At 72.0% G+C, this 24,822-nt stretch carries 21 protein-coding genes; 10 read left to right on the top strand and 11 right to left on the bottom strand.

Features of this window, described 5'->3' with window-relative positions:
• Positions 1 to 55 precede the first annotated feature (55 nt).
• Complete coding sequence (locus ACF07B_RS05125) at positions 56 to 472, bottom strand: chorismate mutase (protein ID WP_392177769.1); 417 nt, start codon at positions 470 to 472, stop codon at positions 56 to 58.
• A gap of 134 nt (positions 473 to 606) precedes the next feature.
• On the bottom strand, positions 607 to 1,389 hold the full coding sequence (locus tag ACF07B_RS05120; protein WP_392177768.1) for a S1 family peptidase: 783 nt from the start codon (positions 1,387 to 1,389) through the stop codon (positions 607 to 609).
• Positions 1,390 to 1,677: 288 nt separating this feature from the next.
• Between ACF07B_RS05120 and ACF07B_RS05115 the strand changes: the two genes are divergently transcribed.
• Complete coding sequence (locus ACF07B_RS05115; protein WP_384236934.1) at positions 1,678 to 2,571, top strand: hypothetical protein; 894 nt, start codon at positions 1,678 to 1,680, stop codon at positions 2,569 to 2,571.
• 79 nt (positions 2,572 to 2,650) lie between these two features.
• On the top strand, positions 2,651 to 3,397 hold the full coding sequence (locus ACF07B_RS05110) for an ankyrin repeat domain-containing protein (protein WP_392177767.1): 747 nt from the start codon (positions 2,651 to 2,653) through the stop codon (positions 3,395 to 3,397).
• A 3-nt stretch (positions 3,398 to 3,400) separates the two neighbouring features.
• On the opposite strand, the gene ACF07B_RS05105 is transcribed toward ACF07B_RS05110, so the two are convergent.
• Positions 3,401 to 4,315 (bottom strand): SDR family oxidoreductase, encoded by a 915-nt coding sequence (locus ACF07B_RS05105; RefSeq protein ID WP_392177766.1) that lies wholly within the window; start codon positions 4,313 to 4,315, stop codon positions 3,401 to 3,403.
• Complete coding sequence (locus tag ACF07B_RS05100) at positions 4,312 to 5,088, bottom strand: SDR family oxidoreductase (protein ID WP_392177967.1); 777 nt, start codon at positions 5,086 to 5,088, stop codon at positions 4,312 to 4,314. Before ACF07B_RS05100 ends, ACF07B_RS05105 begins: the two co-directional genes overlap by 4 nt.
• A gap of 100 nt (positions 5,089 to 5,188) precedes the next feature.
• On the opposite strand from ACF07B_RS05100, the gene ACF07B_RS05095 reads away from it, so the two are divergent.
• The 4 genes from ACF07B_RS05095 to ACF07B_RS05080 are packed head-to-tail and all read left to right on the top strand — an operon-like array spanning position 5,189 to position 8,650.
• Complete coding sequence (locus ACF07B_RS05095; RefSeq protein WP_392177765.1) at positions 5,189 to 5,941, top strand: enoyl-CoA hydratase family protein; 753 nt, start codon at positions 5,189 to 5,191, stop codon at positions 5,939 to 5,941.
• Entirely contained in the window at positions 5,938 to 6,804 is an 867-nt protein-coding gene (locus tag ACF07B_RS05090; protein WP_392177764.1) for a CoA transferase subunit A, read from the top strand. The genes ACF07B_RS05095 and ACF07B_RS05090 overlap by 4 nt, the downstream gene beginning before the upstream one ends.
• The gene (locus ACF07B_RS05085; protein WP_392177763.1) at positions 6,801 to 7,556 is read left to right on the top strand and encodes a CoA-transferase subunit beta; all 756 of its coding nucleotides are present in this window, start codon (positions 6,801 to 6,803) and stop codon (positions 7,554 to 7,556) included. The genes ACF07B_RS05090 and ACF07B_RS05085 overlap by 4 nt, the downstream gene beginning before the upstream one ends.
• Positions 7,556 to 8,650 carry an NAD(P)H-dependent flavin oxidoreductase gene (locus ACF07B_RS05080; RefSeq protein WP_392177762.1) on the top strand — a complete coding sequence of 365 codons (1,095 nt, stop codon included), beginning with the start codon at positions 7,556 to 7,558 and terminating at the stop codon, positions 8,648 to 8,650. Before ACF07B_RS05085 ends, ACF07B_RS05080 begins: the two co-directional genes overlap by 1 nt.
• A 52-nt stretch (positions 8,651 to 8,702) precedes the next feature.
• Here ACF07B_RS05080 and ACF07B_RS05075 read toward each other — a convergent pair whose 3' ends face one another.
• From ACF07B_RS05075 to ACF07B_RS05065, 3 genes are read right to left on the bottom strand one after another with little or no spacing between them, the layout of a single operon-like run.
• Positions 8,703 to 9,860, bottom strand: a complete 1,158-nt coding sequence (locus tag ACF07B_RS05075) for an acetyl-CoA C-acetyltransferase (RefSeq protein WP_392177761.1) — start codon at positions 9,858 to 9,860, stop codon at positions 8,703 to 8,705.
• Positions 9,861 to 9,891: 31 nt separating this feature from the next.
• On the bottom strand, positions 9,892 to 10,509 hold the full coding sequence (locus ACF07B_RS05070; RefSeq protein ID WP_392177760.1) for a TetR/AcrR family transcriptional regulator: 618 nt from the start codon (positions 10,507 to 10,509) through the stop codon (positions 9,892 to 9,894).
• 15 nt (positions 10,510 to 10,524) lie between these two features.
• Positions 10,525 to 11,316 (bottom strand): SDR family oxidoreductase, encoded by a 792-nt coding sequence (locus ACF07B_RS05065; RefSeq protein WP_369483390.1) that lies wholly within the window; start codon positions 11,314 to 11,316, stop codon positions 10,525 to 10,527.
• Positions 11,317 to 11,374: 58 nt separating this feature from the next.
• On the opposite strand from ACF07B_RS05065, the gene ACF07B_RS05060 reads away from it, so the two are divergent.
• Entirely contained in the window at positions 11,375 to 12,520 is a 1,146-nt protein-coding gene (locus ACF07B_RS05060) for an acyl-CoA dehydrogenase family protein (RefSeq protein ID WP_392177759.1), read from the top strand.
• Positions 12,520 to 13,518: an acyl-CoA dehydrogenase family protein gene (locus tag ACF07B_RS05055; RefSeq protein ID WP_392177758.1), complete on the top strand. Its 999-nt coding sequence runs from the start codon at positions 12,520 to 12,522 to the stop codon at positions 13,516 to 13,518. Before ACF07B_RS05060 ends, ACF07B_RS05055 begins: the two co-directional genes overlap by 1 nt.
• Here ACF07B_RS05055 and ACF07B_RS05050 read toward each other — a convergent pair.
• Positions 13,493 to 15,211, bottom strand: coding sequence for a cytochrome bc complex cytochrome b subunit (locus ACF07B_RS05050; RefSeq protein ID WP_392177757.1), 1,719 nt, complete (start codon positions 15,209 to 15,211; stop codon positions 13,493 to 13,495). The two genes, ACF07B_RS05055 and ACF07B_RS05050, sit on opposite strands and share 26 nt — an antisense overlap.
• Positions 15,212 to 15,475: 264 nt before the next feature.
• Between ACF07B_RS05050 and ACF07B_RS05045 the strand changes: the two genes are divergently transcribed.
• Positions 15,476 to 16,396: a rhomboid family intramembrane serine protease gene (locus tag ACF07B_RS05045; protein ID WP_392177756.1), complete on the top strand. Its 921-nt coding sequence runs from the start codon at positions 15,476 to 15,478 to the stop codon at positions 16,394 to 16,396.
• A 220-nt stretch (positions 16,397 to 16,616) separates the two neighbouring features.
• Positions 16,617 to 17,441, top strand: a complete 825-nt coding sequence (locus tag ACF07B_RS05040) for a chitosanase (protein WP_392177755.1) — start codon at positions 16,617 to 16,619, stop codon at positions 17,439 to 17,441.
• Between the two features lie 138 nt (positions 17,442 to 17,579).
• Here ACF07B_RS05040 and ACF07B_RS05035 read toward each other — a convergent pair whose 3' ends face one another.
• The 3 genes from ACF07B_RS05035 to ACF07B_RS05025 all read right to left on the bottom strand — a co-directional run bounded on the left by ACF07B_RS05035 (position 17,580) and on the right by ACF07B_RS05025 (position 24,754).
• Positions 17,580 to 19,040, bottom strand: a complete 1,461-nt coding sequence (locus ACF07B_RS05035; protein ID WP_384236966.1) for a glutamate synthase subunit beta — start codon at positions 19,038 to 19,040, stop codon at positions 17,580 to 17,582.
• Complete coding sequence (gene gltB / locus ACF07B_RS05030) at positions 19,033 to 23,628, bottom strand: glutamate synthase large subunit (protein WP_392177754.1); 4,596 nt, start codon at positions 23,626 to 23,628, stop codon at positions 19,033 to 19,035. Before gltB ends, ACF07B_RS05035 begins: the two co-directional genes overlap by 8 nt.
• A gap of 394 nt (positions 23,629 to 24,022) precedes the next feature.
• On the bottom strand, positions 24,023 to 24,754 hold the full coding sequence (locus ACF07B_RS05025; RefSeq protein WP_392177753.1) for a VIT1/CCC1 transporter family protein: 732 nt from the start codon (positions 24,752 to 24,754) through the stop codon (positions 24,023 to 24,025).
• Positions 24,755 to 24,822 lie beyond the last annotated feature (68 nt).

Raw genomic sequence — 24,822 nt, 5'->3', positions numbered from 1 at the left:
GACGCCACCTGGTCACGGGCTGCGGCCGGGGCGGCGGGGTGGCGGCCCGGCGCCGTCACTCCCGTGTATCGGCCGTGTCCGCCGTACCGGCCGGGGCGGCTGTACCGGTCGTGCCGGCTGTGCCCGTCGGGCCGGTCGGGGTGGTCGGCGCGCCGCCCGCGTCGTCCGCGATGCGCTCGTGGTGCCGGATGACCTCGGCGATGATGAAGTTCAGCAGCTTCTCGGCGAAGGCCGGGTCGAGCTTGGCGCTCTCGGCGAGGCGGCGCAGCCGGGCGATCTGGTGGGCCTCGCGGGAGGGGTCGGCGGGCGGCAGCTGGTGGGCGGCCTTGAGGTGTCCGACCTGCTGGGTGCATTTGAAGCGTTCGGCGAGCATGTGGACGACGGCGGCGTCGATGTTGTCGATGCTGTCGCGCAGCCGGGCGAGCTCCGCGCGGACGTCGGGGCCGGCTTCCTGGGGCGTGCTGGTGGTCATGACAGCCAACCCTACGTGGCGCGCGGGGGCTCGATCCCGAGGGGACGCACCGTGCGGCGGTCGCCCGCGACCGGGGTCGCGGGCGCCGCGCGCAGGGGGTCGTGCGGGTGGGGCGGGCCGTGCGGCGGGCGGGGTCAGAGACCGGCGGCCGCCCTGGCTATGTCGGCGGCGAAGGTCGAGACCTCGCTGTAGACGCCGGGGTATCCGGGCTCGGCGCAGCCCTCGCCCCAGCTCACGATGCCGACCTGGAGGTAGGCGCCGGTGTCGTCCTTGCGGAACATGGGTCCGCCGGAGTCGCCCTGACAGGTGTCGACGCCGCCCTGGGCGACGAATCCGGCGCAGATCTCGTCGCCGGGGACGAGGTCGCTGCCGTACGCCTGCTTGCAGGTGGCGTCGTCGACGAAGGGGACGGTGGCCTTGAGCAGGTAGCGCTGCTGTGCGCCGCCTTCGCGGGTGGCGCCCCAGCCGGCGACGGTGAAGTTGCCGTTGTTGTAGGTGGTGTTGGTGGCGATCTTCAGGGTGGGCAGGGCGATGGGCGAGGCGAGTTTGATGAGGGCCCAGTCCTTGCCCTTGCCGGTGTAGCCGGGGGCCTGGAGCACCTTGGTGGACTTGACCTTGACGGCGCTGCTGCTCTGGAGGTCCACGACGCCGGCGGTGGCGGTGATGGAGGTGTTGGTGCCGGAGCCGTTCACGCAGTGCGCGGCGGTCAGGACGATGTTCTGGGTGTAGAGGGCGCCGCCGCAGCCCATGGAGAGGCGGACCATGAAGGGGAATTCGCCCTGGGCGGCGCGGGTGCCGCCGACGACGGGTGCGGGGGCGGCGTGTGCGGCCGTCGGCTGGAGGGAGACGGTGGCGAGGGCGACCGCGGCGACGGTGAGCAGTCTTCTGATGACGCCGTACTTCCTGAGAGACTTCAACGTGCTTCCTTTCGTGGGGGGTTGTCCGCCGGGCGGGTGCACGGGGAATGCTCAATGGCATGCACCTGCCAAGCTGGTGGGGATTATGGGGACCGCCCGCCGCGGCGGGCAAGAGCGGTATTCCGGCCAGCCGCCGCCCGGGCCGCGCCGCGCGCCGCCACCGGGCGGGACCCCGCTCCCCGCGCTCCCCCGTCCGCCGGCTGAACCCCGTCCGCCCCGCTCCCCCGCCACCTGGCGGGACCCCGCTTACAGTGGAGAGGAGTTCCGGCGTCTTCTGGGGGTGCGGGCGTGGCGAACGGCGGACCCGTCGAACACGGCTACCCGCATCTGGACACGGTGCGGGCATCGGTCACCGCGCTCTACAAGCGGCTCTCGTACGACACCGTCCACACCTTCGCGACCAGCGTGGCGCCCGCCGACGTGGCCTTCTCGGACGTCGACGACCTGCATCTGGGCGCGCAGCGTGTCGCCCGTGAGATGGTGCGGCACTACCGGCTGCCGGAGGCCAGGATGATCGTCGGCTTCCGCGAGATGACCCACGCGGCCCATGTCGAACTCGCCGCGGGGCCCGAGTACTTCATCGAGCTCAACGACCGCTTCCGCACCCATCGCAGGGACATCGGTGCCGCGCTCGCCCACGAGGTGATGCACGTCTATCTGCACCGTCTGGACCTGTCGTTCCCCGGCATCCGCGACACCGAGATCCTCACCGACACGGCCGCGGCCTACCTCGGCGCGGGCTGGCTCCTTCTCGACGCCTACCGCGAGGACGCCGCGTCCTCGCAGAAGCTCGGCTATCTGACCCCTGAGGAGTTCGGTTACGTCCTCGCCAAGCGCGCTCTGGTCTTCGGCGAGGACCCCTCGGTGTGGTTCACCAGCCCGCAGGCGTACACGGCGTACACCAAGGGCATGGAGCTGGCCCTGCGCGACGGGCGGCAGCCCCCGCTGACCGCGGCCGGCTGGGCCGGGCGGCGGCGTTACGCCAAGGACCGCCGCCACGCCCAGGAGCACCACACCCCCGAGAACTCCGGCGTCCCCTACGCCTTCGCGCCCGACGACCGCGGACCGCTGCGGGTCTCCTTCCCGTGCCCCACCTGCCACCAGCGCATCAGGGTGCCGGTCCGGGGCCGGGTACGGGCGCGGTGCGCGCTGTGCCGGACGGTGCTGGAGTGCGACACGTAGAAGCCGGGGGCCGGCCGGGTGAGGCAGAACACCCCGAAAGCCTTTGCCTCGCGTGTCCGTGTGGGGCGAGGGTCGAAGGATGAGCACGAACGACCCCACCGCACTCCTCTTCCCCGCCCTGTACGAGGGGGACGAGGACGCGGTCGTACGGCTGTTGCGTGCCGGGGTGAGCCCGGAGGCGGTCGACGAGGACGGCCAGAGCGCCCTGTATCTGGCGGCGGTGAGCGACCGGCCCGGCGTCGTGCGGCTGCTGCTGGCCGCCGGCGCCGAGCCCGACCGGCTCAGTCTGGGCACGGACGCTCCGCTGTGCGGCGCGGCCTGCGGCGGTCACACGGAGGTGGTGAGCGCCCTGCTGTCGGCGGGAGCGTACCCGGACACCGTGGAGGCGTTCGGTTTCACCGCGCTGACCTGGGCCCTGCGGCGGGGGCACGCAGCCGTCGCCGAGGCGCTCCTGGTGGCGGGCGCGGACCCGGGCCGGCCCGGACCGGGGGGCGAGCCCCCGCTGGTGACGGCGGCGCACCGGGGTTCGGCCGGCTGTGTACGGGCGCTGCTCGCGCACGGGGCGGGGGCGCGGGGCGAGGCGCTGGCGGAGGCCCGGCGGCTGCTCGGGGTGGGCGTCGAGGCGGAGCTGCGGGAGGGGCTGGCCCGCGCGCACGGCTCCGGCCACGCCTTCGCCGTCCACCGGCATCCCTCGCCCGAGGGTGTCACCGTCGAGGTCCGGCTCCTGGACGCGCAGGGCCGGCCGTTCGCGGGTGACGACCTCCAGACCGGTCACGCGGAGATCGTCGCCCTGCTGAAGGCGAGCACGACCCGCTCCGGACGCTGAGGCTCACCGCGCCCCGTACACCGCCCCCGGAGTCCCGGCCCGGGTCAGGAGTTCGCGGGCCGTCTCGCCTGCCTCGGCCGGGGTCCGCCGGGCGCCCTTGTCGGCGCAGGGGCCCGGCCGCCAGCCCTCCATCACGGTGATCCGGCCGCCCTCGGTCTCGAAGACACGGCCGGTGACCCCGGCGCTGGCGGCCGACCCGAGCCAGACGACCAGCGGCGAGACGTTGCCGGGGTCCATGGCGTCGAATCCGCTGCCGGGGACCGCCATGGTGTCAGCGAAGGCGCGCTCGGTCATCCGCGTGCGGGCGGCCGGGGCGATGGCGTTGACCTGGACGCCGTAACGCCCCATCTCGGCCGCCGCGACCAGTGTCAGGGCGACGATGCCGGCCTTGGCGGCGCTGTAGTTGCCCTGCCCGACCGACCCGAGCAGGCCCGCGCCGCTGCTGGTGTTGACGACCCTGGCGTCGGGCGCGCGGCCCGCCCCCGCCTCCGCGCGCCAGTGTGCCGCCGCCTGTCTGAGCGGCAGGAAGTGGCCCTTGAGATGGACCCGCATGACGGCGTCCCAGTCGTCCTCGTCGAGGTTGACCAGCATGCGGTCGCGCAGGAATCCGGCGTTGTTGACGAGGGTGTCGAGCCGCCCGTAGGTCTCCAGGGCGGTGCGGACGAGGGACGCGGCGCCCCCGGCCGTCGCGATGTCGCCGCCGTGGGCGACCGCTTCGCCGCCCGCCGCGCGGATCTCGTCGGCGACCTGCCGGGCCGGGCTGTCCGCCGCGGGGGTGCCGTCGAGGCCGACACCGAGGTCGTTGACGACGAGCCGGGCGCCCTCCGCGGCGTAGGCCAGGGCGTGTGCCCTGCCGAGCCCGCGGCCCGCGCCCGTGACGATCACGACCCGCCCCTCGCACAGCAGTCGTGCGCTCATCGTGTCTCTCCCCGCTGGTCCTTGTTGGCGGTGGCCGCGTCGAGGAAGGCGGGCCGCTCCCCGCCTCCGTGGACGAGGACGGAGGCGCCGCTGATGTAGGCGGCGGCGTCGGAGGCGAGGAAGACGGCGGCGGCGCCGACGTCGCGGGGCTGGGCGAGGCGGCCCAGCGGGACGGTGCGGGCGACGGCGGCGAGGCCGTCCTCGCCGCCGTAGTGCAGATGGGCCAGTTCGGTGCGGACCATGCCGACGACCAGGGTGTTGACCCGGATCTCCGGCGCCCACTCGACGGCCATCGAGCGGGCCAGGTGCTCCAGTCCCGCCTTGGCGGCGCCGTAGGCCGCGGAACCGGGCGAGGGGCGCGATCCGCTCACGCTGCCGACCATCACGACCGAGCCCCGGGCCCGTCTGAGGTGTTCGTACGCGGCGATCGACGCGGTGAGCGGGGCGGTGAGGTTGAGCTCGATCACCCGGGCGTGCCGCTCGGCGTCGGCCCCGGCCAGCGGCCGGTAGGGGGCGCCGCCCGCGTTGTTGACCAGGACGTCGAGGCGGGGCAGGGCGTCGAAGAAGGCCCCTACCGCGCCCGGGTCGCGGAGGTCGAGGGAGACGAAGTCGGCCTCACCGAGGGGGACTTCGGGCGGCCGTCGGGCGCAGACCACGACGTGGGCGCCGGCTCGCTGGAAGGCGCGGGTGATCCCCGCGCCGACGCCCCGGGTGCCGCCGGTGACGACGACGGTCCGGCCGCCGAGGTCCACGGCGGGTCCGGGCCGGTCCATGGTGTCCGCGTTGTCCACAGGGCCTCCCGCGCGACCGCGATCGCTGCTAGCTTCGCATCACACCTAACAAACGTTTGGTGGAAAGGTAGCTGATGTGTCCATGGGTGTCTCCACCTCGTCCCCGGAAAAGGGGATTTCCGTCGTCACGGTCGACTTCCCGCCGGTGAACGCGCTGCCCGTGCGGGGCTGGTTCGAGCTCGCCGACGCCGTGCGCGCGGCGGGCGGCGACCCGGGGGTCCGTTGTGTCGTCCTGAGAGCGGAGGGGCGCGGGTTCAACGCGGGCGTCGACATCAAGGAGCTTCAGCGCGACCCCACCGGCCGGGCAGCGCTGATCGGCGCGAACCGCGGCTGCGCCGAGGCCTTCACCGCGGTGTACGAGTGCGAGGTGCCCGTCGTGGCCGCGGTGCACGGTTTCTGCCTGGGCGGCGGCATCGGGCTCGTGGGGAACGCGGACGCGATCGTGGCGAGCGAGGACGCCGTCTTCGGCCTGCCCGAGCTGGATCGCGGCGCGCTCGGGGCGGCCACGCATCTGGCCCGTCTCGTCCCGCAGCATCTGATGCGGGTCCTGTACTACACCTCACGCACGGTGACGGCGGCCGAGCTGCACGCCCACGGCTCGGTGTGGCGGGTCGTGCCGGGCGAGGAGCTGCGGCCGGCGGCGCTGGAGCTGGCGCGTGAGATCGCGGCCAAGGACGGGCAGCTCGTCCGGCTCGCCAAGGCGGCCATCAACGGCATCGATCCCGTCGACGTGCGCCGCAGTTACCGCTTCGAGCAGGGCTTCACCTTCGAGGCCGCCCTGGCCGGCGTGGCCTCCCGCGTCCGTGACACCTTCGGCAAGGAGGCCCCCCGGTGAGCGACAAGACCATGTCGGCGCGGGACGTCGTCGACCGGCTGGAGAGCGGGATGACGCTCGGCATCGGCGGCTGGGGCTCGCGCCGCAAGCCGATGGCCCTGGTGAGAGCGCTGCTCCGCAGCGAGATCACCGATCTGACCGTCGTGTCGTACGGCGGCCCGGACGTCGGGCTGCTCGCCGCCGCCGGCCGGATCCGCACCCTGGTCGCCGCCTTCGTGACGCTCGACTCCGTCCCGCTCGAACCGCACTACCGGGCGGCCCGCGAGGGCGGCGCGTTCGAGCTGAGGGAGGTGGACGAGGCGATGTTCATGTGGGGGCTGCACGCGGCGGCGAACCGGCTGCCGTTCCTGCCGGTGCGCTCGGGGCTCGGCTCGGACGTGATGCGGGTCGATCCCGGTCTGCGGACGGTCACTTCGCCGTATCCGGACGCGGTCTCGGGGATACGGGAGGAGTTCGTCGCGATGCCCGCGCTGCGTCTGGACGCGGCCCTGGTCCACATGAACCGGGCGGACCGCGCGGGCAACGGCCAGTATCTGGGACCCGATCCGTACTTCGACGACCTGTTCTGCGAGGCGGCGGACGCGGCGTACGTCTCCTGCGAGCGGATCGTCGACACGGCGGAGCTGACGAAGGGGGCGGCGCCGCAGACCCTGCTGCTCCAGCGTTCCTTCGTGACCGGTGTGGTGGAGACGCCGAACGGGGCGCACTTCACCTCGTGCGCGCCGGACTACGGACGGGACGAGGCGTTCCAGAAGCTGTACGCGACCACGCCGTACGCCGAGTTCGCCGAGCGGTTCCTCGGCGGCGGCGAGGAGGCCTATCAGAGCGCCGTGGGCGCCTGGCGGAAGGAGCGGGACCAGTGAGCGTCACCCGGGCCGAGTTCTGCGTGATCGCGTGCGCCGAGGCGTGGCGGGACAACGGTGAGGTGCTCGCCAGTCCGATGGGTCTGATCCCGTCCATCGGCGCCCGGCTGGCACGGCACACCTTCTCGCCGGATCTGCTGCTGACCGACGGTGAGGCGCTGCTCGTCGGTCCGGACGGCACCCCGGAGGGCTGGCTGCCGTACCGCAGGCATCTGACGGCGGTGACCGGCGGGCGGCGGCACGTGATGATGGGCGCGAGCCAGATCGACCGGTTCGGCAACCAGAACATCGCGTGCGTCGGCGACTGGTCCCGGCCCGGGCGCCAGCTGCTCGGTGTGCGCGGCGCGCCGGTCAACACCCTGAACAATCCGACGAGTTACTGGATCCCGCGGCATTCGCGGCGGGTGTTCGTGGAGCGGGTCGACATGGTGTGCGGGGTGGGGTACGACCGGGCCGGCGCCGCGGGCACGAGCGCCACCCGCTTCCATCGTCTCCCCCGCGTGGTGACCGACCTGGCCGTCCTGGACTTCGCGACGCCCGACCACTCGATGCGGCTGGTGTCCGTCCACCCGGGCGTGAGCGTCGAGCAGGTCGGGGAGGCGACGGGGTTCGGGCTGACGGTCCCGGACGACGTGCCGTCGACCCGCGAACCGACCGCCAAGGAGCTGGAGTTGATCCGCACGGTGCTCGACCCGAAGGGCCTGCGCGACCGGGAGGTCCCCGATCCGGGTCCGGGCGGGGGCGGGCGCTGATGGAGACCGCGCTGACCCGGCTCGTCGGGGTCCGGTATCCCGTCGTGCAGACCGGTATGGGCTGGGTGGCGGGGCCCCGTCTGGTCTCGGCGACGGCGAACGCGGGCGCGCTGGGCATCCTGGCCTCGGCGACGATGACCCTCGACCAGCTCCGTGACGCCGTGCGGGAGGTCAAGTCGCGTACGGACCGGCCCTTCGGGGTGAATCTGCGCGCCGACGCCGGGGACGCGGGCGACCGGGTGCGGATCATCGTCGACGAGGGTGTGCGGGTCGCGTCGTTCGCGCTCGCCCCGTCCCGCGAGCTGATCGCCGGGCTGAAGGAGGCGGGGGTGATCGTCGTGCCGTCCGTCGGCGCACGGCGGCACGCCGAGAAGGTGGCCGCCTGGGGCGCCGACGCGGTGATCGTGCAGGGCGCTGAGGGCGGTGGCCACACCGGGGAGGTGGCGACGAGCGTGCTGCTGCCCCAGGTGGTGGACGCCGTGGACATCCCGGTGGTGGCGGCGGGCGGCTTCCACGACGGGCGGGGGCTGGTGGCGGCGCTGGCCTACGGGGCGGCGGGCATCGCGATGGGCACGCGGTTCCTGCTGACCTCCGACTCGACCGTCCCCGACGCGGTGAAGGCGCGGTATCTGGCGGCGACGGTCAGGGACGTGACGCTGACGACGGCCGTCGACGGGCTCCCGCACCGCATGCTGCGCAGCGAGCTCGTCGACGCGCTGGAGCGGGCGGGCCGCACGAGGGCGTTCGTCCGGGCCGTGCGCCACGCGGCCGGGTTCCGGCGGATCTCGGGGCTCTCCTGGTCCCGCATGATCCGCGACGGTCTCGCCATGAAGCACGGCAGGGACCTGTCCTGGAGTCAGGTCCTGCTCGCCGCCAACACCCCGATGCTCCTGAAGTCCTCGATGGTGGACGGCCGCACGGATCTCGGGGTGATGGCGTCGGGCCAGGTAGCCGGGGTGATCGAGGACCTCCCGTCGTGCGCGGAACTGGTCGGGAGGGTGATGGCGGAGGCCCAGGCGGCTCTGGGCTCCCTTCCCGCACGGGAAGGGACGGATCCCCCGTGGGCCGAGGCCCGCGGCGGACCGCCCGGCTGAGTGCCCGCGCGGCGCACGGGGGGGCCGTCGGGTCCGTCCGGACGGCGGACCCTCAGATGCGTTCGATGATCGTCACGTTCGCCTGGCCGCCGCCCTCGCACATCGTCTGGAGTCCGAACCGGCCGCCGGTGCGCTCCAGTTCGTGCAGCAGGGTGGTCATCAGCCGTACGCCGGTGGCGCCGAGGGGATGGCCCAGCGCGATCGCGCCGCCGTTGACGTTGACCTTCTCCGGGTCGGCGCCGGTCTCCTTGAGCCAGGCGAGGACGACCGGGGCGAACGCCTCGTTGATCTCCACGAGGTCGATGTCGCCGATGGACATGCCGGTCTTCTTCAGGGCGTACGCGGTGGCGGGGATGGGGGCCGAGAGCATCCGGATGGGGTCCTCGCCGCGGGCGGAGAGATGGTGGACGCGGGCGCGGGGGGTGAGGCCGTGTTCGCGGACCGCCCGCTCTGAGGCGAGCAGCATCGCGGCGGCGCCGTCGGAGACCTGGGAGGAGCAGGCGGCGGTGATGGTGCCGCCCTCGACGACCGGCTTCAGGGCCGCCATCTTCTCCAGGGTGGTGTCGCGGCGGGGTCCCTCGTCGGCGGTGACGCCGGCGAGGGGGACGGTCTCGCGGGTGAAGCGTCCCTCGTCGGCGGCGCGGATCGCGCGCCGGTGGGAGCGGAGGGCGAACTCCTCCTGATCGCGGCGGCTGATGCCCCATGTGGCGGCGATGAGTTCGGCGCCGTGGAACTGGTTGACGGGGCTGTCGCCGTAGCGGGCGCGCCAGCCCTCGCTGCCCGCGAAGGGGCCTTCGGTGAGGCCGAGGGGTTCGGCGGCCTGACGGGAGGCGAAGGCGATGGGTATCTGGGTCATGTTCTGCACGCCGCCGGCGACGACGAGGTCCTGGGTGCCGGAGAGGACGGCCTGGGCGGCGAAGTGCACGGCCTGCTGGGAGGAGCCGCACTGCCGGTCGACGGTGACTCCGGGGACCTCCTGGGGCAGTCCGGCGGCCAGCCAGCTCGTGCGGGCGATGTCCCCGGCCTGCGGCCCGACGGTGTCCAGGCAGCCGAGGACGACGTCCTCGACGGCCGCCGGGTCCACCCCGGAGCGCTCGACGAGGGCTTTGAGCACGTGCGCGCCCAGGTCGGCCGGGTGGACCGCGCCGAGTCCTCCCCTTCGGCGCCCGACGGGCGTACGGACCGCTTCGACGATGTAGGCCTCGGCCATGACGGCTCCCTTGGGGGTGTGAGTGGTGCGCTTACGTCTCCTCGCGGACGGAGATGCCGTCGAGCACCATCGACAGGTACTGCCGGGCGATCTCCTCGGGGCTGTGCTGACCGCCGGGCCGGTACCAGGAGGCGGCGACCCACACGGTGTCGCGCACGAAGCGGTAGGTGAGGCGGATGTCGAGGTCGGCGCGGAAGTTCCCGGCGTCGACTCCGCGTTCCAGGGTGCTCAGCCAGGCCTTCTCGAAGTTGCGCTGGGACTCTGCGAGGAAGGCGAAGCGCTGCTGTGCGGCGAGGTGGCGGGACTCCTTCTGGTAGATCGCGACCGCGGCGCGGTGCCGGTCGATCTCCCGGAAGGATTCGGTGACCAGGGCTTCCAGGGTTTCCCGGGGTCCGAGCCCGGCGTCCAGGACGGTGTCGTAGCCGTCCCAGAGCTCGTCGAGGAAGGTCCGCAGGATCTCCTCCAGCATCGATTCCTTGGAGTCGAAGTGGTAGTAGAGGCTGCCCGCGAGCATCCCGGCCTCGTCCGCGATCCTGCGGACGGTGGTGGCGTTGTAGCCGTGTTCGGCGAACACCTCGGCGGCGGTGCCGAGGAGTTCGCGGCGGCGCTCGGGGGTGGCGGTCACCTGGGGCTTCTTCTTGGTAGGCACGCGGTCATTGTCGCCCTAGGCGTGCTGGCTGCTCACGGACACGACCTCGCCGGTGAGGTACGAGGAGTAGCCGGAGGCGAGGAACACGATCACGTTGGCCACCTCCCAGGGTTCGGCGTGGCGGCCGAAGGCCTCGCGGGCGGTGAGCTCCTCCAGCAGTTCGGGAGTGGTGACCTTCACCAGGTGGGGGTGCAGGGCGAGGCTGGGCGAGACGGCGTTGACGCGCACCCCGTAGGCGGCGGCCTCGATCGCGGCGCAGCGGGTGAGGGCCATGACGCCGGCCTTCGCCGCGGCGTAGTGGGCCTGTCCGGACTGGGCGCGCCAGCCGACGACGGAGGCGTTGTTGACGACGACTCCGCCGTCGCCGTGGTCCCTGAGCCGTCGCAGGGCGGCCCGGGTGCAGCGGAAGGTGCCGTTCAGGGTCACGTCGAGGACCTTGGACCACTGGTCGTCGGTCATGTCGACGAGGGACGCGGTGCCGCCGAGGCCCGCGTTGTTGACGACGATGTCCAGCCGGCCGTGGAGGTTCTCGGCGGTGTCGAAGAGGGCCTGGACCTGGTCCTCGGCGGTGACGTCGCAGGGCAGGGCGGTCACCTGGCCGGGGCCGAACTCCGCGGACAGGGTCTCGGCGGTCTCCTTGAGCCGGCGGGTGTGCGCGTCGCTGATCAGGACGCGGGCGCCTTCCTCCAGGAACCGGCGTGCCGTGGCTCCGCCGATGCCGGCGCCCGCGGCGGCGGTGATGACGGCGCTGCGGCCCTTCAGCAGTCCGTGGCCGGGTACGTACGCCGGGCTCTCGACGTCGCTCATGACTCCAAGCTAACCTACCAAACACTTGTTAGGGAAGCTCCGCCGGAAGGTGCCGCCGATGGATCTCAGCCGCTCCCCCGCGGACGAGGCGTTCCGCGCCGAGGCCCGCGCCTGGCTGGACGCCCATGTCCCGGCGTCCGCGCTGCCCTCCCTGGAGACCGCGGAGGGCTTCGCGGCGCATCGCGCGTGGGAGGCCGAACTGGCCGCGGACCGCTGGTCGGTGGTGTCGTGGCCGGCGCAGTACGGCGGCCGGGACGCGGACCTCGTGCGCTGGCTGGCGTTCGAGGAGGAGTACCACGCGGCGGGCGCGCCGGGCCGGGTCGGGCAGAACGGCATCAGCCTGCTGGCGCCGACCCTCTTCGGCCACGGCACCGCGGAGCAGCGCACGCGTGTGCTGCCTTCGATGGCCACGGGCGAGGTGGTCTGGGCGCAGGCCTGGTCCGAGCCCGAGGCGGGTTCGGACCTGGCCTCGCTGAGGTCGCGCGCGGTGCGCGTGGACGGCGGCTGGCTGCTGCGGGGGCTGAAGACGTGGTCGTCGCGGGCGGCGTTCGCCGATCGCGCGTTCGGCCTGTTCCGCAGTGAGCCGGGCCTGGCGAAACCCCACCAGGGCCTGACGTATCTGATGTTCGACCTGCGGGCGCCGGGGGTGACGGTCCGTCCGATCGGGCGCCTGGACGGCAGGCCGGCCTTCGCGGAGCTGTTCCTGGACGATGTGTTCGTCCCCGACGAGGACGTGATCGGCGAACCGGGGCAGGGCTGGCGGGTGGCGATGTCGACGGCGGGCGACGAGCGCGGTCTGACGTTGCGTTCGCCGGGCCGTTTCCTGGCCGCCGCGGACCGGCTGGCCGCGTTGTGGCACACCCGGGGCGAGCCGTCCGACCCGGTCCTGCGCGACCGGGTGGCCGACGCCGTGATCGGTGCCCGCGCCTACCAGCTCTTCGCCTACGCCCACGCCTCCCGGTTGCTCGAAGGGGAGGGCGTCGGGCCCGAGTCCAGCCTGAACAAGGTGTTCTGGTCGGAGCTGGACATCACGCTGCACGAGACGGCGCTCGATCTGCTGGGCGCCGAGGGCGAGTTCGCGGACACCCAGTGGTGCGAGGGGTACGTGTTCGCGCTCGCGGGCCCGATCTACGCGGGCACGAACGAGATCCAGCGCGACATCATCGCCGAGCGGCTGCTCGGTCTTCCGAAGGGCCGCCGCTGATGCGCTTCCTGCTCGACGCCGAACAGCGGGCCTTCGCCGCGTCCCTGGACGCGATGCTGGCGTCCGCGGACACGCCGTCGGCGGTGCGGGCGTGGGCCGACGGCCACCACGCGCCGGGGCGGGTCCTGTGGTCGCGGCTGGCCGAGGCGGGCGTGTTCGCGCCGGCGGTCCCGGAGGCGTACGAGGGGGCGGGCCCGCTTCCCGTGGAACTGGCGGTCGCCTTTGTGGAGTTGGGCCGGCACGCGGTTCCGGGTCCGGTGGTGGAGACGGTGGCCGCCGCCGTCCTGCTGGGCGAACTGAGCGCCCTGGGCGAGCCAGGTCCGGCCGAACGGCTGCTGCCGGGGCTCGTCTCGGGCAAAAGCATGGCCACGTTCGCCCCGGACGGCGCCGCTGCGCTCGACGCGGACGCGGCAACCGTGCTGCTCGCGGTGGACGGCCAGGATCTGTGGCTCGCGCCCGGGGCCGGCCCGGTGCGGGCGTCCGTGGACCGGTCCCGCAGGCTCGCCCGCGTGCAGAGCGGCGGCGAACTCCTGGCCGCGGGCCCTCAGGTCGCCCGCGCCGCGCTCCGGGCGCTGGCCTGGGCCCGGCTCGCCACCGCGGCCCAGGCCCTCGGGGTGGGCCTCGCGCTCCTCGGCCGGACCGTCGCGTACGTCGGGCAGCGGACCCAGTTCGGTGTGCCCGTCGCCTCGTTCCAGGCGGTCAAGCACCGGCTCGCGGACGCGATGATCGCCCTGGAGTTCGCGCGCCCCCTGCTCTTCGGGGCCGCGCTGTCGATGGCACCGGCGGAGGTCGCCGCCGCGAAGGTCACGGCGTGCGAGGCCGCGTACACCACGGCGCGGGCCGCGTTGCAGCTGCACGGCGCGATCGGCTACACGGCCGAGTACGACCTGTCCCTCTGGTTCACCAAGGCCCGTGCCCTGCGCACGGCCTGGGGCACCCCCGCCGCGTGCAGGGCCGAGGCGCTGGCCGGTCTCAGTGGTGCTCGTCCCCGCTCGTGAGTTCCCGGTACTCCTCGGCGGTCGGCTTCGGGATCCGGGTGCCGGGCCCGTAGAGGGCGCGTGCCAGGCGGGCGCGCAGGCGTTGGGCCGGGCCGACCCGGCGGACCACGCCGTTGGCGTCGACCAGCGGACCGACCTCGTAGGGCGGCGGCTGTTCGTGCTGGGTGAGGGTGAACCGCTGGGCCGGGGTGAGCGGTTCGTGGACCTCGACGTACTCGCCGTGCGGCAGGCGCTTGACGGTGCCGGACTCGCGTCCGTGCAGCACCTTGTCGCGGTCGGCGTGTTGCAGCCCCAGGCAGATCCGCTTCGTGAGGACGTAGGCGAGGGCCGGTCCGGCGAAGACGGTGACGCGGACGAACCAGGTGATCGCGTTGATCGACAGGTGGAAGTGGGTGGCCCACAGGTCGTTGCCGCCGCCGACCAGCAGGACGGCGTACAGGGTGAGCCAGGCGACGCCGAGGGCGGTGCGGGTGGGCACGTTGCGGGGCCGGTCCAGGATGTGGTGCTCGCGCCGGTCGCCGGTGACCCAGGCCTCGATGAACGGGTAGACGGCGATGGCGGCCATGATGAGCGGGAAGAGCGAGAAGGGGATGAAGACGCCCAGTTGGAGGGTGTGGCCGAAGGCGTTGATCTCCCATCCCGGCATCACGCGGATGAGTCCTTCGGAGAAGCCGAGGTACCAGTCGGGCTGTGCGCCGGTGGTCACCAGGTCGGGGCGGTAGGGACCGAACGCCCACACGGGGTTGATGGTGGCGATCGCGCCCATGATCGACAGGACGCCGAAGACCAGGAAGAAGAAGCCGCCGGCCTTGGCCATGTAGACCGGCATGAACGGCATGCCGACCACCGACTTCTGGTCCCGTCCGGGCCCCGGGTACTGCGTGTGCTTGTGGTAGAAGACCAGGATCAGATGGGCGACGACCAGTCCCAGCATGATGCCCGGCAGCAGCAGGACGTGGATCGGGAAGAACCGGGGGATGATGTCGTGCCCCGGGAACTCCCCGCCGAAGAGGAAGAAGGAGATGTACGTCCCGAGGACCGGCACCGAGAGGATGGCGCCCTGCGCGAAGCGGACGCCGGTGCCGGAGAGCAGGTCGTCGGGGAGCGAGTAGCCGGTCAGTCCGGTGATGAGGCCGAGCATCAGCAGGGTCCAGCCGAACAGCCAGTTGACCTCGCGGGGCTTGCGGAAGGCGCCGGTGAAGAACACCCGCATCATGTGGACGAGCATCCCGGCGAGGAAGACGAGCGCCGCCCAGTGGTGGATCTGGCGGATCAGGAGTCCGCCGCGCACGTCGAAGCTGATGTCGAGCGTGGACTCGTAGGCCCGTGTCATGACGATGCCGTTCAGCGGCCCGTAGGAGCCGTGGTAGACGACCTCGACGCCGCTCGGCTCGAAGAACAGGGTGAGGTAGACGCCGGTGAGGATCAGGACGAGGAAGCTGTAGAGGCAGACCTCGCCCAGCATGAACGACCAGTGGTCCGGGAAGACCTTGCGCATGTTGGCCTTGGCCAGTGAGTAGACGCCCAGCCGTCCGTCGGCCCAGTCGGCGAGCCGCTCCCCCTTGCCGGTCTCCGGTGCGCGCCGGGCCCGTACGGTTCCCGTGCCGCCCGAGGCCCGCGCGGTCCCGCCCCCGGGTGCCTGGTTCGCCGAACTCCCCGCGGTCCGGCCGGAGTCGATCTCTCGTGCGCCCATTCGCCGCTCCCCTCGGCCCACCAGGGTGGCACGTCGGCCGGTCGAAGCCAACGGGGCGTCACCAGTGCGGTGTTGACCGCTCGAAGCCGGCCGGGTCCTGCCTCACGGCGTCGGTCGGTCCGGGGCGCGGGCACCGGCGTTCTCCCACCGCCGTCGCGGATCGTGGCCCTGCCGTTCCCCACGGTGCCACCCGTTGGCTATTTTGATCATCGCCGTCCCCACCGGCTCACTTTCCCCTGTACCCGTGCGTCTTAGGAGCCGGCCGTGGAGTCCGAGTCCGCCGTCACCACCTGCTACCGCCACCCCAAGGTGGAGTCGCACGTGCGCTGCACCCGCTGCGACCGCTACATATGCCCGAACTGCATGCGCGAGGCGGCCGTCGGCCATCAGTGCGTGGAGTGCGTGAAGGAGGGCGCGAGATCCGTCCGGCAGGCCCGCACGGTCTTCGGCGGGCGGATATCGACGGTGCCGGTGGTGACGTACGTCCTCATCGGCCTGAACGTGCTGGCCTATCTGGCCGAACTGCTGCGCGCCTCGGTCGAGGACCGGTTCTCGATGCTCGGCGCGGGCCTGGTGGACTCGGACGGGGTCCACTACTACTGGAACGCCGCGTACGCCGCGTCCTACCACGCGGAGGGCCTCGTCGACGGGGAGTGGTACCGGCTGCTGACCGGCGCGTTCCTGCATCTGGCGCCCACGGAGGGCACGTTCGGGGTCGCCCACATCGTGATGAACATGTTCGCGCTGTGGAACGTCGGCCGGACCGTCGAGTCCCAGCTCGGCCGGGTCCGCTACCTCGCGCTGTATCTGCTGTCGGCGCTCGGCGGCTCGGTCCTCGTGCTGCTGATCGCCCCGGACCAGCAGACGATCGGCGCGTCCGGCGCGATCTTCGGCGTCAGCGCCGCGTACTACGTGACGGCCCGCCGCCTGGGCTCGGACATGGGGAGCGTCAACCGGTTCACGGCGGGCCTGCTGATCTGGCTCCTGATCTCGGCGGGGCTCACGTCCTGGCAGGGGCACCTGGGCGGGCTGCTGGCGGGCGGGCTCGTGACGGCCGCCTACGCGTACGCTCCCCGCGACCGCCGCCGGACCCTGGTCCAGGCGTCCGCCTGCGTGGGCCTGTTCGCCCTGCTGGCGGTCCTCACGGTGCTGAAGGTGTCGGCACTGCGGACGGGCGCGGTGTAGCGAGCGACCGAACGGCCGGGGCGCGGCGCGCGTACCGGGTCCCGATGGCCCCCGCGTACCGGGTCCCGATGACGCCCGCGTACCGGGTCCTGGTGGTGGCGCCCGTGTGCCGGGGCGCGGTGGCGCCCGTGTGCCGGGGCGCGGTGGCACATCTGTGCACCACCCGTGCGGCCCCCCGGCCTTCTCGCCGGTCCCCTCGGCCCTGCGTACCGTGTGCCGCATGAAACGCGCGGGTCATCTGTTCATCGCCCTCGCCCTCCTGCTGATCACGGCGGCGGTCCACCTCACCACGCCCGAGCACGCCACGGCCGACGGCAAACGGCCCGCCGGCATGCCGGCGGGTCTCGCCGCTCCGGCCAAGAAGGAGCTCGCCCAGCAGCTCGTGGCGAGTGCCGAGAACTCAACGCTGAACTGGCACGAGGCGTACGGCTACATCGAGGACATCGGCGACGGCCAGGGCTACACGGCGGGCGTCGTCGGCTTCTGCACCGGCACCCACGACCTGCTCACCCTGGTCGAGCGCTACACCCGGACGCACCCGGCCAACGGGCTCGCCCGCTATCTCCCGGCCCTGCGCGAGGTCGACGGCACGGACTCCCACGAGGGCCTGGACCCGGGCTTCACCGCGGCCTGGCGCCACGAGGCCACCCTCGCCGCGTTCCGAAGGGCCCAGGACTTCGAGCGCGACCGGGTCTACTTCGACCCCGCCGTGCGGATCGCCAAGCTCGACGGGCTCGGCACACTCGGCCAGTTCATCTACTACGACGCGATGGTCCTGCACGGTCCGGGCACCGGCGAGCACAGCTTCCACGGGCTGCGCGAGCGCACCCTGCGCGAGGCGGACCCGCCGTCCGAGGGCGGCGACGAGAAGGCGTACCTCGACAGCTTCCTGGACATCCGCCGTGCGGACATGAAGTCCGGGAATCCCGACCGCGACACCACCCGTGTCGACACCGCCCAGCGCCGGTTCCTCGACGAGGGGAACCTCGGCCTGCGCACCCCGCTGGAGTGGAAGGTGTACGGCGAGACCTACCGCGTGCCGTAGGCGCCGGGCGAGCGCGGGCATGCGGCGGCGCCTGCCAGGTCGTCCGGTCGGGGACAGTGAGGCAGGCGCCGTCTCGTGTTCCGCACGCCTTTGTGCGGGACGTTCTCGAGTGACCGTGTCAGGTCACGCATCCATGGGTCAGACCGTCAGCGAACGGTCCGTCGGGCGGATCGGGGCCGGCAGGTCGCTCGCTCCGGTGAGGAAGCGGTCGACGCCGCGGGCGGCCGAGCGGCCCTCCGCGATGGCCCAGACGATGAGGGACTGGCCGCGGCCCGCGTCACCGGCGACGAACACACCGGGGACGTTGGTCGCGAAGTCGGCGTCGCGGGCGATGTTGCCGCGCTCGTCGAGCTCCAGGCCGAACTGGGAGACCACGCCGTTCTCGACGTCCGTGCCGGTGAACCCCATCGCCAGCGTCACCAGCTGGGCGGGGATCTTGCGCTCCGTGCCCGGCTTCTGGTTCAGCTTACCGCCGCCGAACTCTACCTCCACCAGGTGCAGCCACTGGACGTTGCCGTCCTCGTCGCCCTCGAAGTGGGTGGTGGAGACCGCGTAGACGCGCTCGCCGCCCTCCTCGTGCGCGGAGGTGACCTTGTAGAGCATCGGGAACGTCGGCCAGGGCTGGCCCGGGTTCCGCTCCTCACCCGGCCGCGGCATGATCTCCAGCTGCGTGACCGAGGCCGCGCCCTGACGGTGGGCGGTGCCCACGCAGTCCGCGCCCGTGTCACCGCCGCCGATGACCACGACGTGCTTGCCCTCGGCGGTGATCGGGGGCGCCACGAAGTCGCCCTCCTGCACCTTGTTGGCCAGCGGCAGGTACTCCATGGCCTGGTGGATGCCGCTCAGCTCCCGCCCGGGGACGGGCAGGTCACGGGCGGTCGTCGCGCCGGCGGCGATGACCACGGCGTCGTACCGCTTGCGCAGGTCCGTCGCCTTGAGGTCGCGGCCGATCTCGATGCCCGTGCGGAAGCGGGTGCCCTCCGCGCGCATCTGCTCGATGCGGCGGTTGATGTGCCGCTTCTCCATCTTGAACTCGGGGATGCCGTAGCGCAGCAGGCCGCCGACGCGGTCGGCACGCTCGTACACCGCGACCGTGTGACCGGCCCGCGTGAGCTGCTGGGCGGCGGCGAGACCGGCGGGGCCGGACCCGATGACCGCGACGGTCTTGCCCGACAGCCGCTCGGGGATCTGCGGGGCGACATCGCCCGTGTCCCACGCCTTGTCGATGATCGAGACCTCGACGTTCTTGATGGTCACGGCGGGCTGGTTGATGCCCAGCACACACGCGGACTCGCACGGCGCGGGGCACAGCCGACCCGTGAACTCCGGGAAGTTGTTCGTGGCGTGCAGCCGCTCGGAGGCGGCCTGCCAGTCCTCGCGGTACGCGTAGTCGTTCCACTCGGGGATCAGGTTGCCCAGCGGACAGCCGTTGTGGCAGAACGGGATGCCGCAGTCCATGCAGCGCGAGGCCTGCTGCGAGATGATCGGGAGCAGCGAGCCCGGAACGTAGACCTCGTTCCAGTCCTTGAGACGCACGTCCACGGGACGGGACTTGGCGACCTCACGGCCGTGGTTCAGAAAGCCCTTGGGATCAGCCATTGGTCGCCGCCTCCATCATCTTCTCGGTGATCTCGGACTCGTTGAGTCCGGCTCGCTCGGCGGCGTCCTTGGCGGCGAGCACTGCCTTGTAGGTGCTGGGGATGATCTTGCTGAAGCGCTCCACGGACACGGGCCACTCGGCGAGCAGCTTCTCGGCGACCGTCGAAGCGGTCTCCTCCGCGTGCCGGCGCACGACGTCGTGCAGCCACTGCCTGTCGGTGTCGTCGAGTTCCTCGACGGCGTCCACGCTGGCGACGTTCACGTTGTCCCGGTCGAGGTCGATCACGTAGGCGACGCCGCCGGACATGCCGGCCGCGAAGTTGCGGCCCGTCTCGCCGAGGACGACCGCGTGACCGCCGGTCATGTACTCGCAGCCGTGGTCGCCCACGCCCTCGGAGACCACCAGCGCGCCGGAGTTGCGGACGCAGAAGCGCTCGCCGGTGCGGCCGCGCAGGAACAGCTCGCCGCCGGTCGCGCCGTAGGCGATGGTGTTGCCCGCGATCGTCGAGTACTCGGCGAGGTGGTCGGCGCCCCGGTCGGGGCGGACGACGACACGGCCGCCGGAGAGGCCCTTGCCGACGTAGTCGTTGGCGTCGCCCTCCAGGCGCAGCGTGACACCGCGCGGGAGGAAGGCGCCGAAGGACTGGCCCGCCGAGCCGGTGAAGGTGATGTCGATGGTGTCGTCGGGCAGGCCCGCGCCGCCGAACTTCTTCGTCACCTCGTGGCCGAGCATGGTGCCGACGGTGCGGTTGATGTTGCGGATCGCGACCTGGGCGCGGACCGGCTGCGCGTCGGTGGCGGAGTCCGCGGCCAGCGCGTCGGCGGCGAGCTTGATGAGCTCGTTGTCGAGCGCCTTCTCCAGGCCGTGGTCCTGCTCGATGACCTGGTGCAGGGCCGCGCCCTCAGGCAGTTCGGGCACGTAGAAGAGCGGGGTCAGGTCCAGGCCCTGCGCCTTCCAGTGGGTGACGGCGCGCTCCACGTCGAGGTTCTCGGCGTGGCCGACGGCCTCCTCGATGGTGCGGAAGCCGAGCTCGGCGAGGATCTCGCGGACCTCTTCGGCGATGAACTTGAAGAAGTTGACGATGTACTCGGCCTTGCCGGCGAACCGCTCGCGCAGCACCGGGTTCTGGGTGGCGATGCCGACCGGGCAGGTGTCCAGGTGGCAGACGCGCATCATGACGCAGCCGGAGACGACGAGCGGCGCGGTCGCGAAACCGAACTCCTCGGCGCCGAGCAGCGCGGCGATGACGACGTCGCGGCCGGTCTTGAGCTGGCCGTCGGTCTGCACGACGATGCGGTCGCGCAGGCCGTTGAGCAGCAGGGTCTGCTGGGTCTCGGCGAGGCCGAGCTCCCAGGGGCCGCCCGCGTGCTTGAGGGAGGTCAGCGGGGAGGCGCCCGTTCCACCGTCGTGGCCGGAGATGAGCACGACGTCCGCGTGGGCCTTGGAGACACCCGCGGCGACGGTGCCGACGCCGACCTCGGAGACCAGCTTCACGTGGATGCGGGCCTGCGGGTTGGCGTTCTTGAGGTCGTGGATCAGCTGAGCCAGGTCCTCGATGGAGTAGATGTCGTGGTGCGGCGGCGGGGAGATCAGACCGACACCCGGGGTGGAGTGACGGGTCTTGGCCACCCACGGGTAGACCTTGTGACCGGGCAGCTGGCCACCCTCGCCGGGCTTGGCGCCCTGGGCCATCTTGATCTGGATGTCGTCGGCGTTGACGAGGTACTCGCTCGTGACGCCGAAGCGGCCGGAGGCGACCTGCTTGATGCTGGAGCGGCGCGCCGGGTCGTACAGCCGGTCCGCGTCCTCGCCGCCCTCACCGGTGTTGGACTTGCCGCCCAACTGGTTCATGGCGATGGCGAGGGTCTCGTGCGCCTCCTTGGAGATGGAGCCGTACGACATGGCGCCGGTGGAGAAGCGCTTGACGATCTCGGAGACGGGCTCGACCTCGTCGAGGGAGACCGAGGGGCGGTCCGAGGTGAAGCCGAACAGGCCGCGCAGCGTCATGAGGCGCTCGGACTGCTCGTTCACCCGGCCGGTGTACTTCTTGAAGATCTCGTAGCTGCCGGAGCGCGTCGAGTGCTGGAGGCGGAAGACCGTCTCCGGGTCGAACAGATGCGGCTCGCCCTCGCGGCGCCACTGGTACTCGCCCCCTATGTCCAGGGCGCGGTGCGCGGGCGCGATGCCGGAGGCCGGGTAGGCCTTGGCGTGCCGGGCGGCGACCTCCTTGGCGATGACGTCGAGACCGGCGCCGCCGATCTTGGTGGCGGTGCCGTTGAAGTACTTCTCGACGAAGGCCTTCTCCAGGCCGACGGCCTCGAAGACCTGGGCGCCGCGGTAGGAGGCGACGGTCGAGATGCCCATCTTGGACATGACCTTCAGGACGCCCTTGCCGAGCGCGTAGATCAGGTTGCGGATGGCCTGCTCGGGCTCGATGCCCTGGAGGAAGGTGCCGGCGCGGACCAGGTCCTCGACGGACTCCATGGCGAGGTACGGGTTGACGGCCGCGGCGCCGAAGCCGATGAGCAGGGCGACGTGGTGGACCTCGCGGACGTCGCCGGCCTCGACCAGCAGGCCCACCTGGGTGCGCTGCTTGGTGCGGATGAGGTGGTGGTGGACGGCCGAGGTGAGCAGCAGCGAGGGGATCGGCGCGTGCTCGGCGTCGGAGTGGCGGTCCGACAGGACGATCAGCCGGGCGCCGTTCTCGATGGCGGCGTCGGCCTCGGTGCAGATCTCCTCGATGCGGGCGGCGAGGGAGTCGCCGCCGCCGGAGACCCGGTACAGGCCCGAGAGCGTGGCGGCCTTCATGCCGGGCATGTCGCCGTCGGCGTTGATGTGGATGAGCTTGGCCAGCTCGTCGTTGTCGATCACCGGGAAGGGCAGGGTGACGCTGCGACAGGAGGCGGCCGTCGGCTCCAGCAGGTTGCTCGCCGGACCGAGGGAGGAGCGCAGGGAGGTGACCAGCTCTTCGCGGATCGCGTCCAGCGGAGGGTTGGTGACCTGGGCGAACAGCTGGGTGAAGTAGTCGAAGAGCAGCCGCGGGCGCTGTGAGAGCGCGGCGATCGGCGAGTCGGTGCCCATGGAACCGAGCGGCTCACCGGCGGTGTTGGCCATCGGCGCGAGGATGATCCGCAGCTCTTCCTCGGTGTAGCCGAAGGTCTGCTGGCGGCGGGTGACCGAGGCGTGGGTGTGCACGATGTGCTCGCGCTCGGGGAGGTCGGAGAGCTCGATCTCGCCGGCTTCCAGCCACTCGGCGTAGGGCTTCTCGGCGGCGAGGCCGGCCTTGATCTCGTCGTCCTCGATGATGCGGTGCTCGACGGTGTCGACGAGGAACATCTTGCCGGGCTGGAGGCGGCCCTTGCGGACGACCTTGGCGGGGTCGATGTCGAGGACGCCGACCTCGGAACCGAGGACGACGAGCCCCTCGTCGGTGACCCAGTAGCGGCCGGGGCGCAGGCCGTTGCGGTCGAGGACCGCGCCGACCTGGGTGCCGTCGGTGAAGGTGACACAGGCCGGGCCGTCCCAGGGCTCCATCATCGTGGAGTGGAACTGGTAGAAGGCGCGCCGGGCCGGGTCCATGGATGCGTGGTTCTCCCACGCCTCCGGGATCATCATGAGCACGGAGTGCGGGAGCGAGCGGCCGCCGAGGTGCAGGAGTTCGAGCACCTCGTCGAAGGAGGCCGAGTCGGAGGCGTCGGGGGTGCAGACGGGGAAGATCCGCTGCAGCTTGTCGTTGTTCCCGAACAGCTCCGAGGCGAGCTGGGACTCGCGGGCGACCATCCAGTTGCGGTTGCCCTTGACCGTGTTGATCTCGCCGTTGTGCGCGACGAAGCGGTACGGGTGGGCGAGCGGCCAGCTCGGGAAGGTGTTGGTGGAGAACCGGGAGTGCACGAGCGCGATCGCGGAGGCGAAGCGGCGGTCGGACAGGTCCGGGAAGAAGGGCTCCAGCTGGCCGGTGGTCAGCATGCCCTTGTAGACGATGGTCCGCGCGGACAGCGAGGGGAAGTAGACGCCGGCCTCGCGCTCGGCGCGCTTGCGCAGCACGAACGCGGTGCGGTCGAGGGCGATGCCCTCGCTTTCGCCGTCGCTCACGAAGATCTGGTGGAAGGCGGGCATCGTCGAGCGGGCGGTGGCGCCGAGGAGTTCCGGGGCGACCGGGACCTCGCGCCAGCCGAGGACGGTGAGGCCCTCTTCGGCGGCGATCGTCTCGATCCGCGAGACCGCGTCGGCGGTGCCGTCCTCGGGGAGGAAGGCGATGCCCACCGCGTACGCACCGGCTGCGGGAAGTTCGAATCCGGCCACTTCGCGGAGGAAGGCGTCCGGGACCTGGGAGAGGATGCCGGCGCCGTCACCCGAGTCGGGCTCGGAGCCGGTGGCACCGCGGTGCTCCAGGTTGCGCAGAACGGTGAGCGCCTGCTCGACCAGCGCATGGCTCGCCTCGCCGGTGAGGGTGGCCACGAAGCCGACGCCGCAGGCGTCGTGCTCGTTGCGGGGGTCGTACATACCCTGCGCAGCAGGGCGAGCATCCATGAAGGACCACTTCTGGTCGTTCGTGGAGTGCTGGGACGGCTGGCGCGGCGTACGCATCGGCTCTCCCGTCGTCGTCGGGGCGGGGGGTCTCCCAGGCTCTTGCGCGCTGGGGAGACAACTGCCGAGGGACGACTCTGGCCCTCTGCGGGTGCAAAATTTCGTGCAGGTTACATGATGGAGTGGTTCTCGGGAACCGGATACTTCGTTCCAACATGCGGACACCACAGGGGGCGCGGCGGGGGTATCGCGCTCAGCGGTGGAGAGTTGTGGGACCTAAGCGGACAGATCGTTGACCATCGGTCCGGTACGCGGCGGAGATCGTGATCCGCCGCGAGAGATGCGGCGCGGGCGTCATTGCCCGCGGCGCTTACGGCTCATTCCCAGTGGCCACGGAATCGAAACCGCCGGGTAACAACTACTTATGCGGTCCCTCGCATAAGTGATCGAGGCCTCATCCTACGGCCGCGCCGAACAAACTGCCCAGGGCGTACGTCACACCCGCGGCGGCACCACCGAGAGCGAGCTGCCGCAGTCCGCTGAACCACCAGGACCGCGCGGTCACCTTGGCCACGACGGCACCGCACGCGAAGAGCCCGATCATGGCGAGCAGCAGCGCCGGCCACAGCACCGTCGCGCCCAGCAGATACGGCAGGACGGGCAGGAGGGCGCCGAGCGCGAACGAGCCGAAACTGGACACGGCGGCGACGGTGGGAGAGGGAAGGTCGCCGGGGTCGATGCCGAGTTCCTCGCGGGCGTGGATCTCCAGGGCCTGCTCCGGGTCACGGGAGAGCTGCCGGGCGACCTCGCGGGCCAGGGGGGCCTCGACGCCGCGGGCCTCGTAGAGCGCGGCCAGCTCGCGCTCCTCGTCCTTGGGGTGCTTGCGCAGCTCGCGCCGCTCGACAGCGAGCTCCGCCTCGACGAGCTCGCGCTGCGAGGCGACGGAGGTGTACTCGCCCGCGGCCATGGAGAAGGCTCCGGCGGCGAGGCCCGCGAGCCCGGTGATGACGATCGTCTGCTGGGACACGGACCCGCCGGCGACACCGGTCATCAGGGCGAGGTTGGACACCAGACCGTCCATCGCGCCGAACACGGCGGGGCGCAGCCACCCGCCGTTGACATCGCGGTGGGTGTGGTTGTCGCGGTGCGCCACATGCAGCGCCGCCTCGGTCTCGATGATCGCCATACCGGTCCCCCAGAGTGCTTGATTGGACAGCTTCCACTTTTCGACAACTATGAAAGTACGCCGTTAAA

Origin of the sequence: Streptomyces sp. NPDC015532, from assembly GCF_043078065.1 — a bacterium.
Taxonomy (GTDB): Bacteria; Actinomycetota; Actinomycetes; order Streptomycetales; family Streptomycetaceae; genus Streptomyces.
This window is presented reverse-complemented; position numbering and strand designations above follow the sequence as displayed.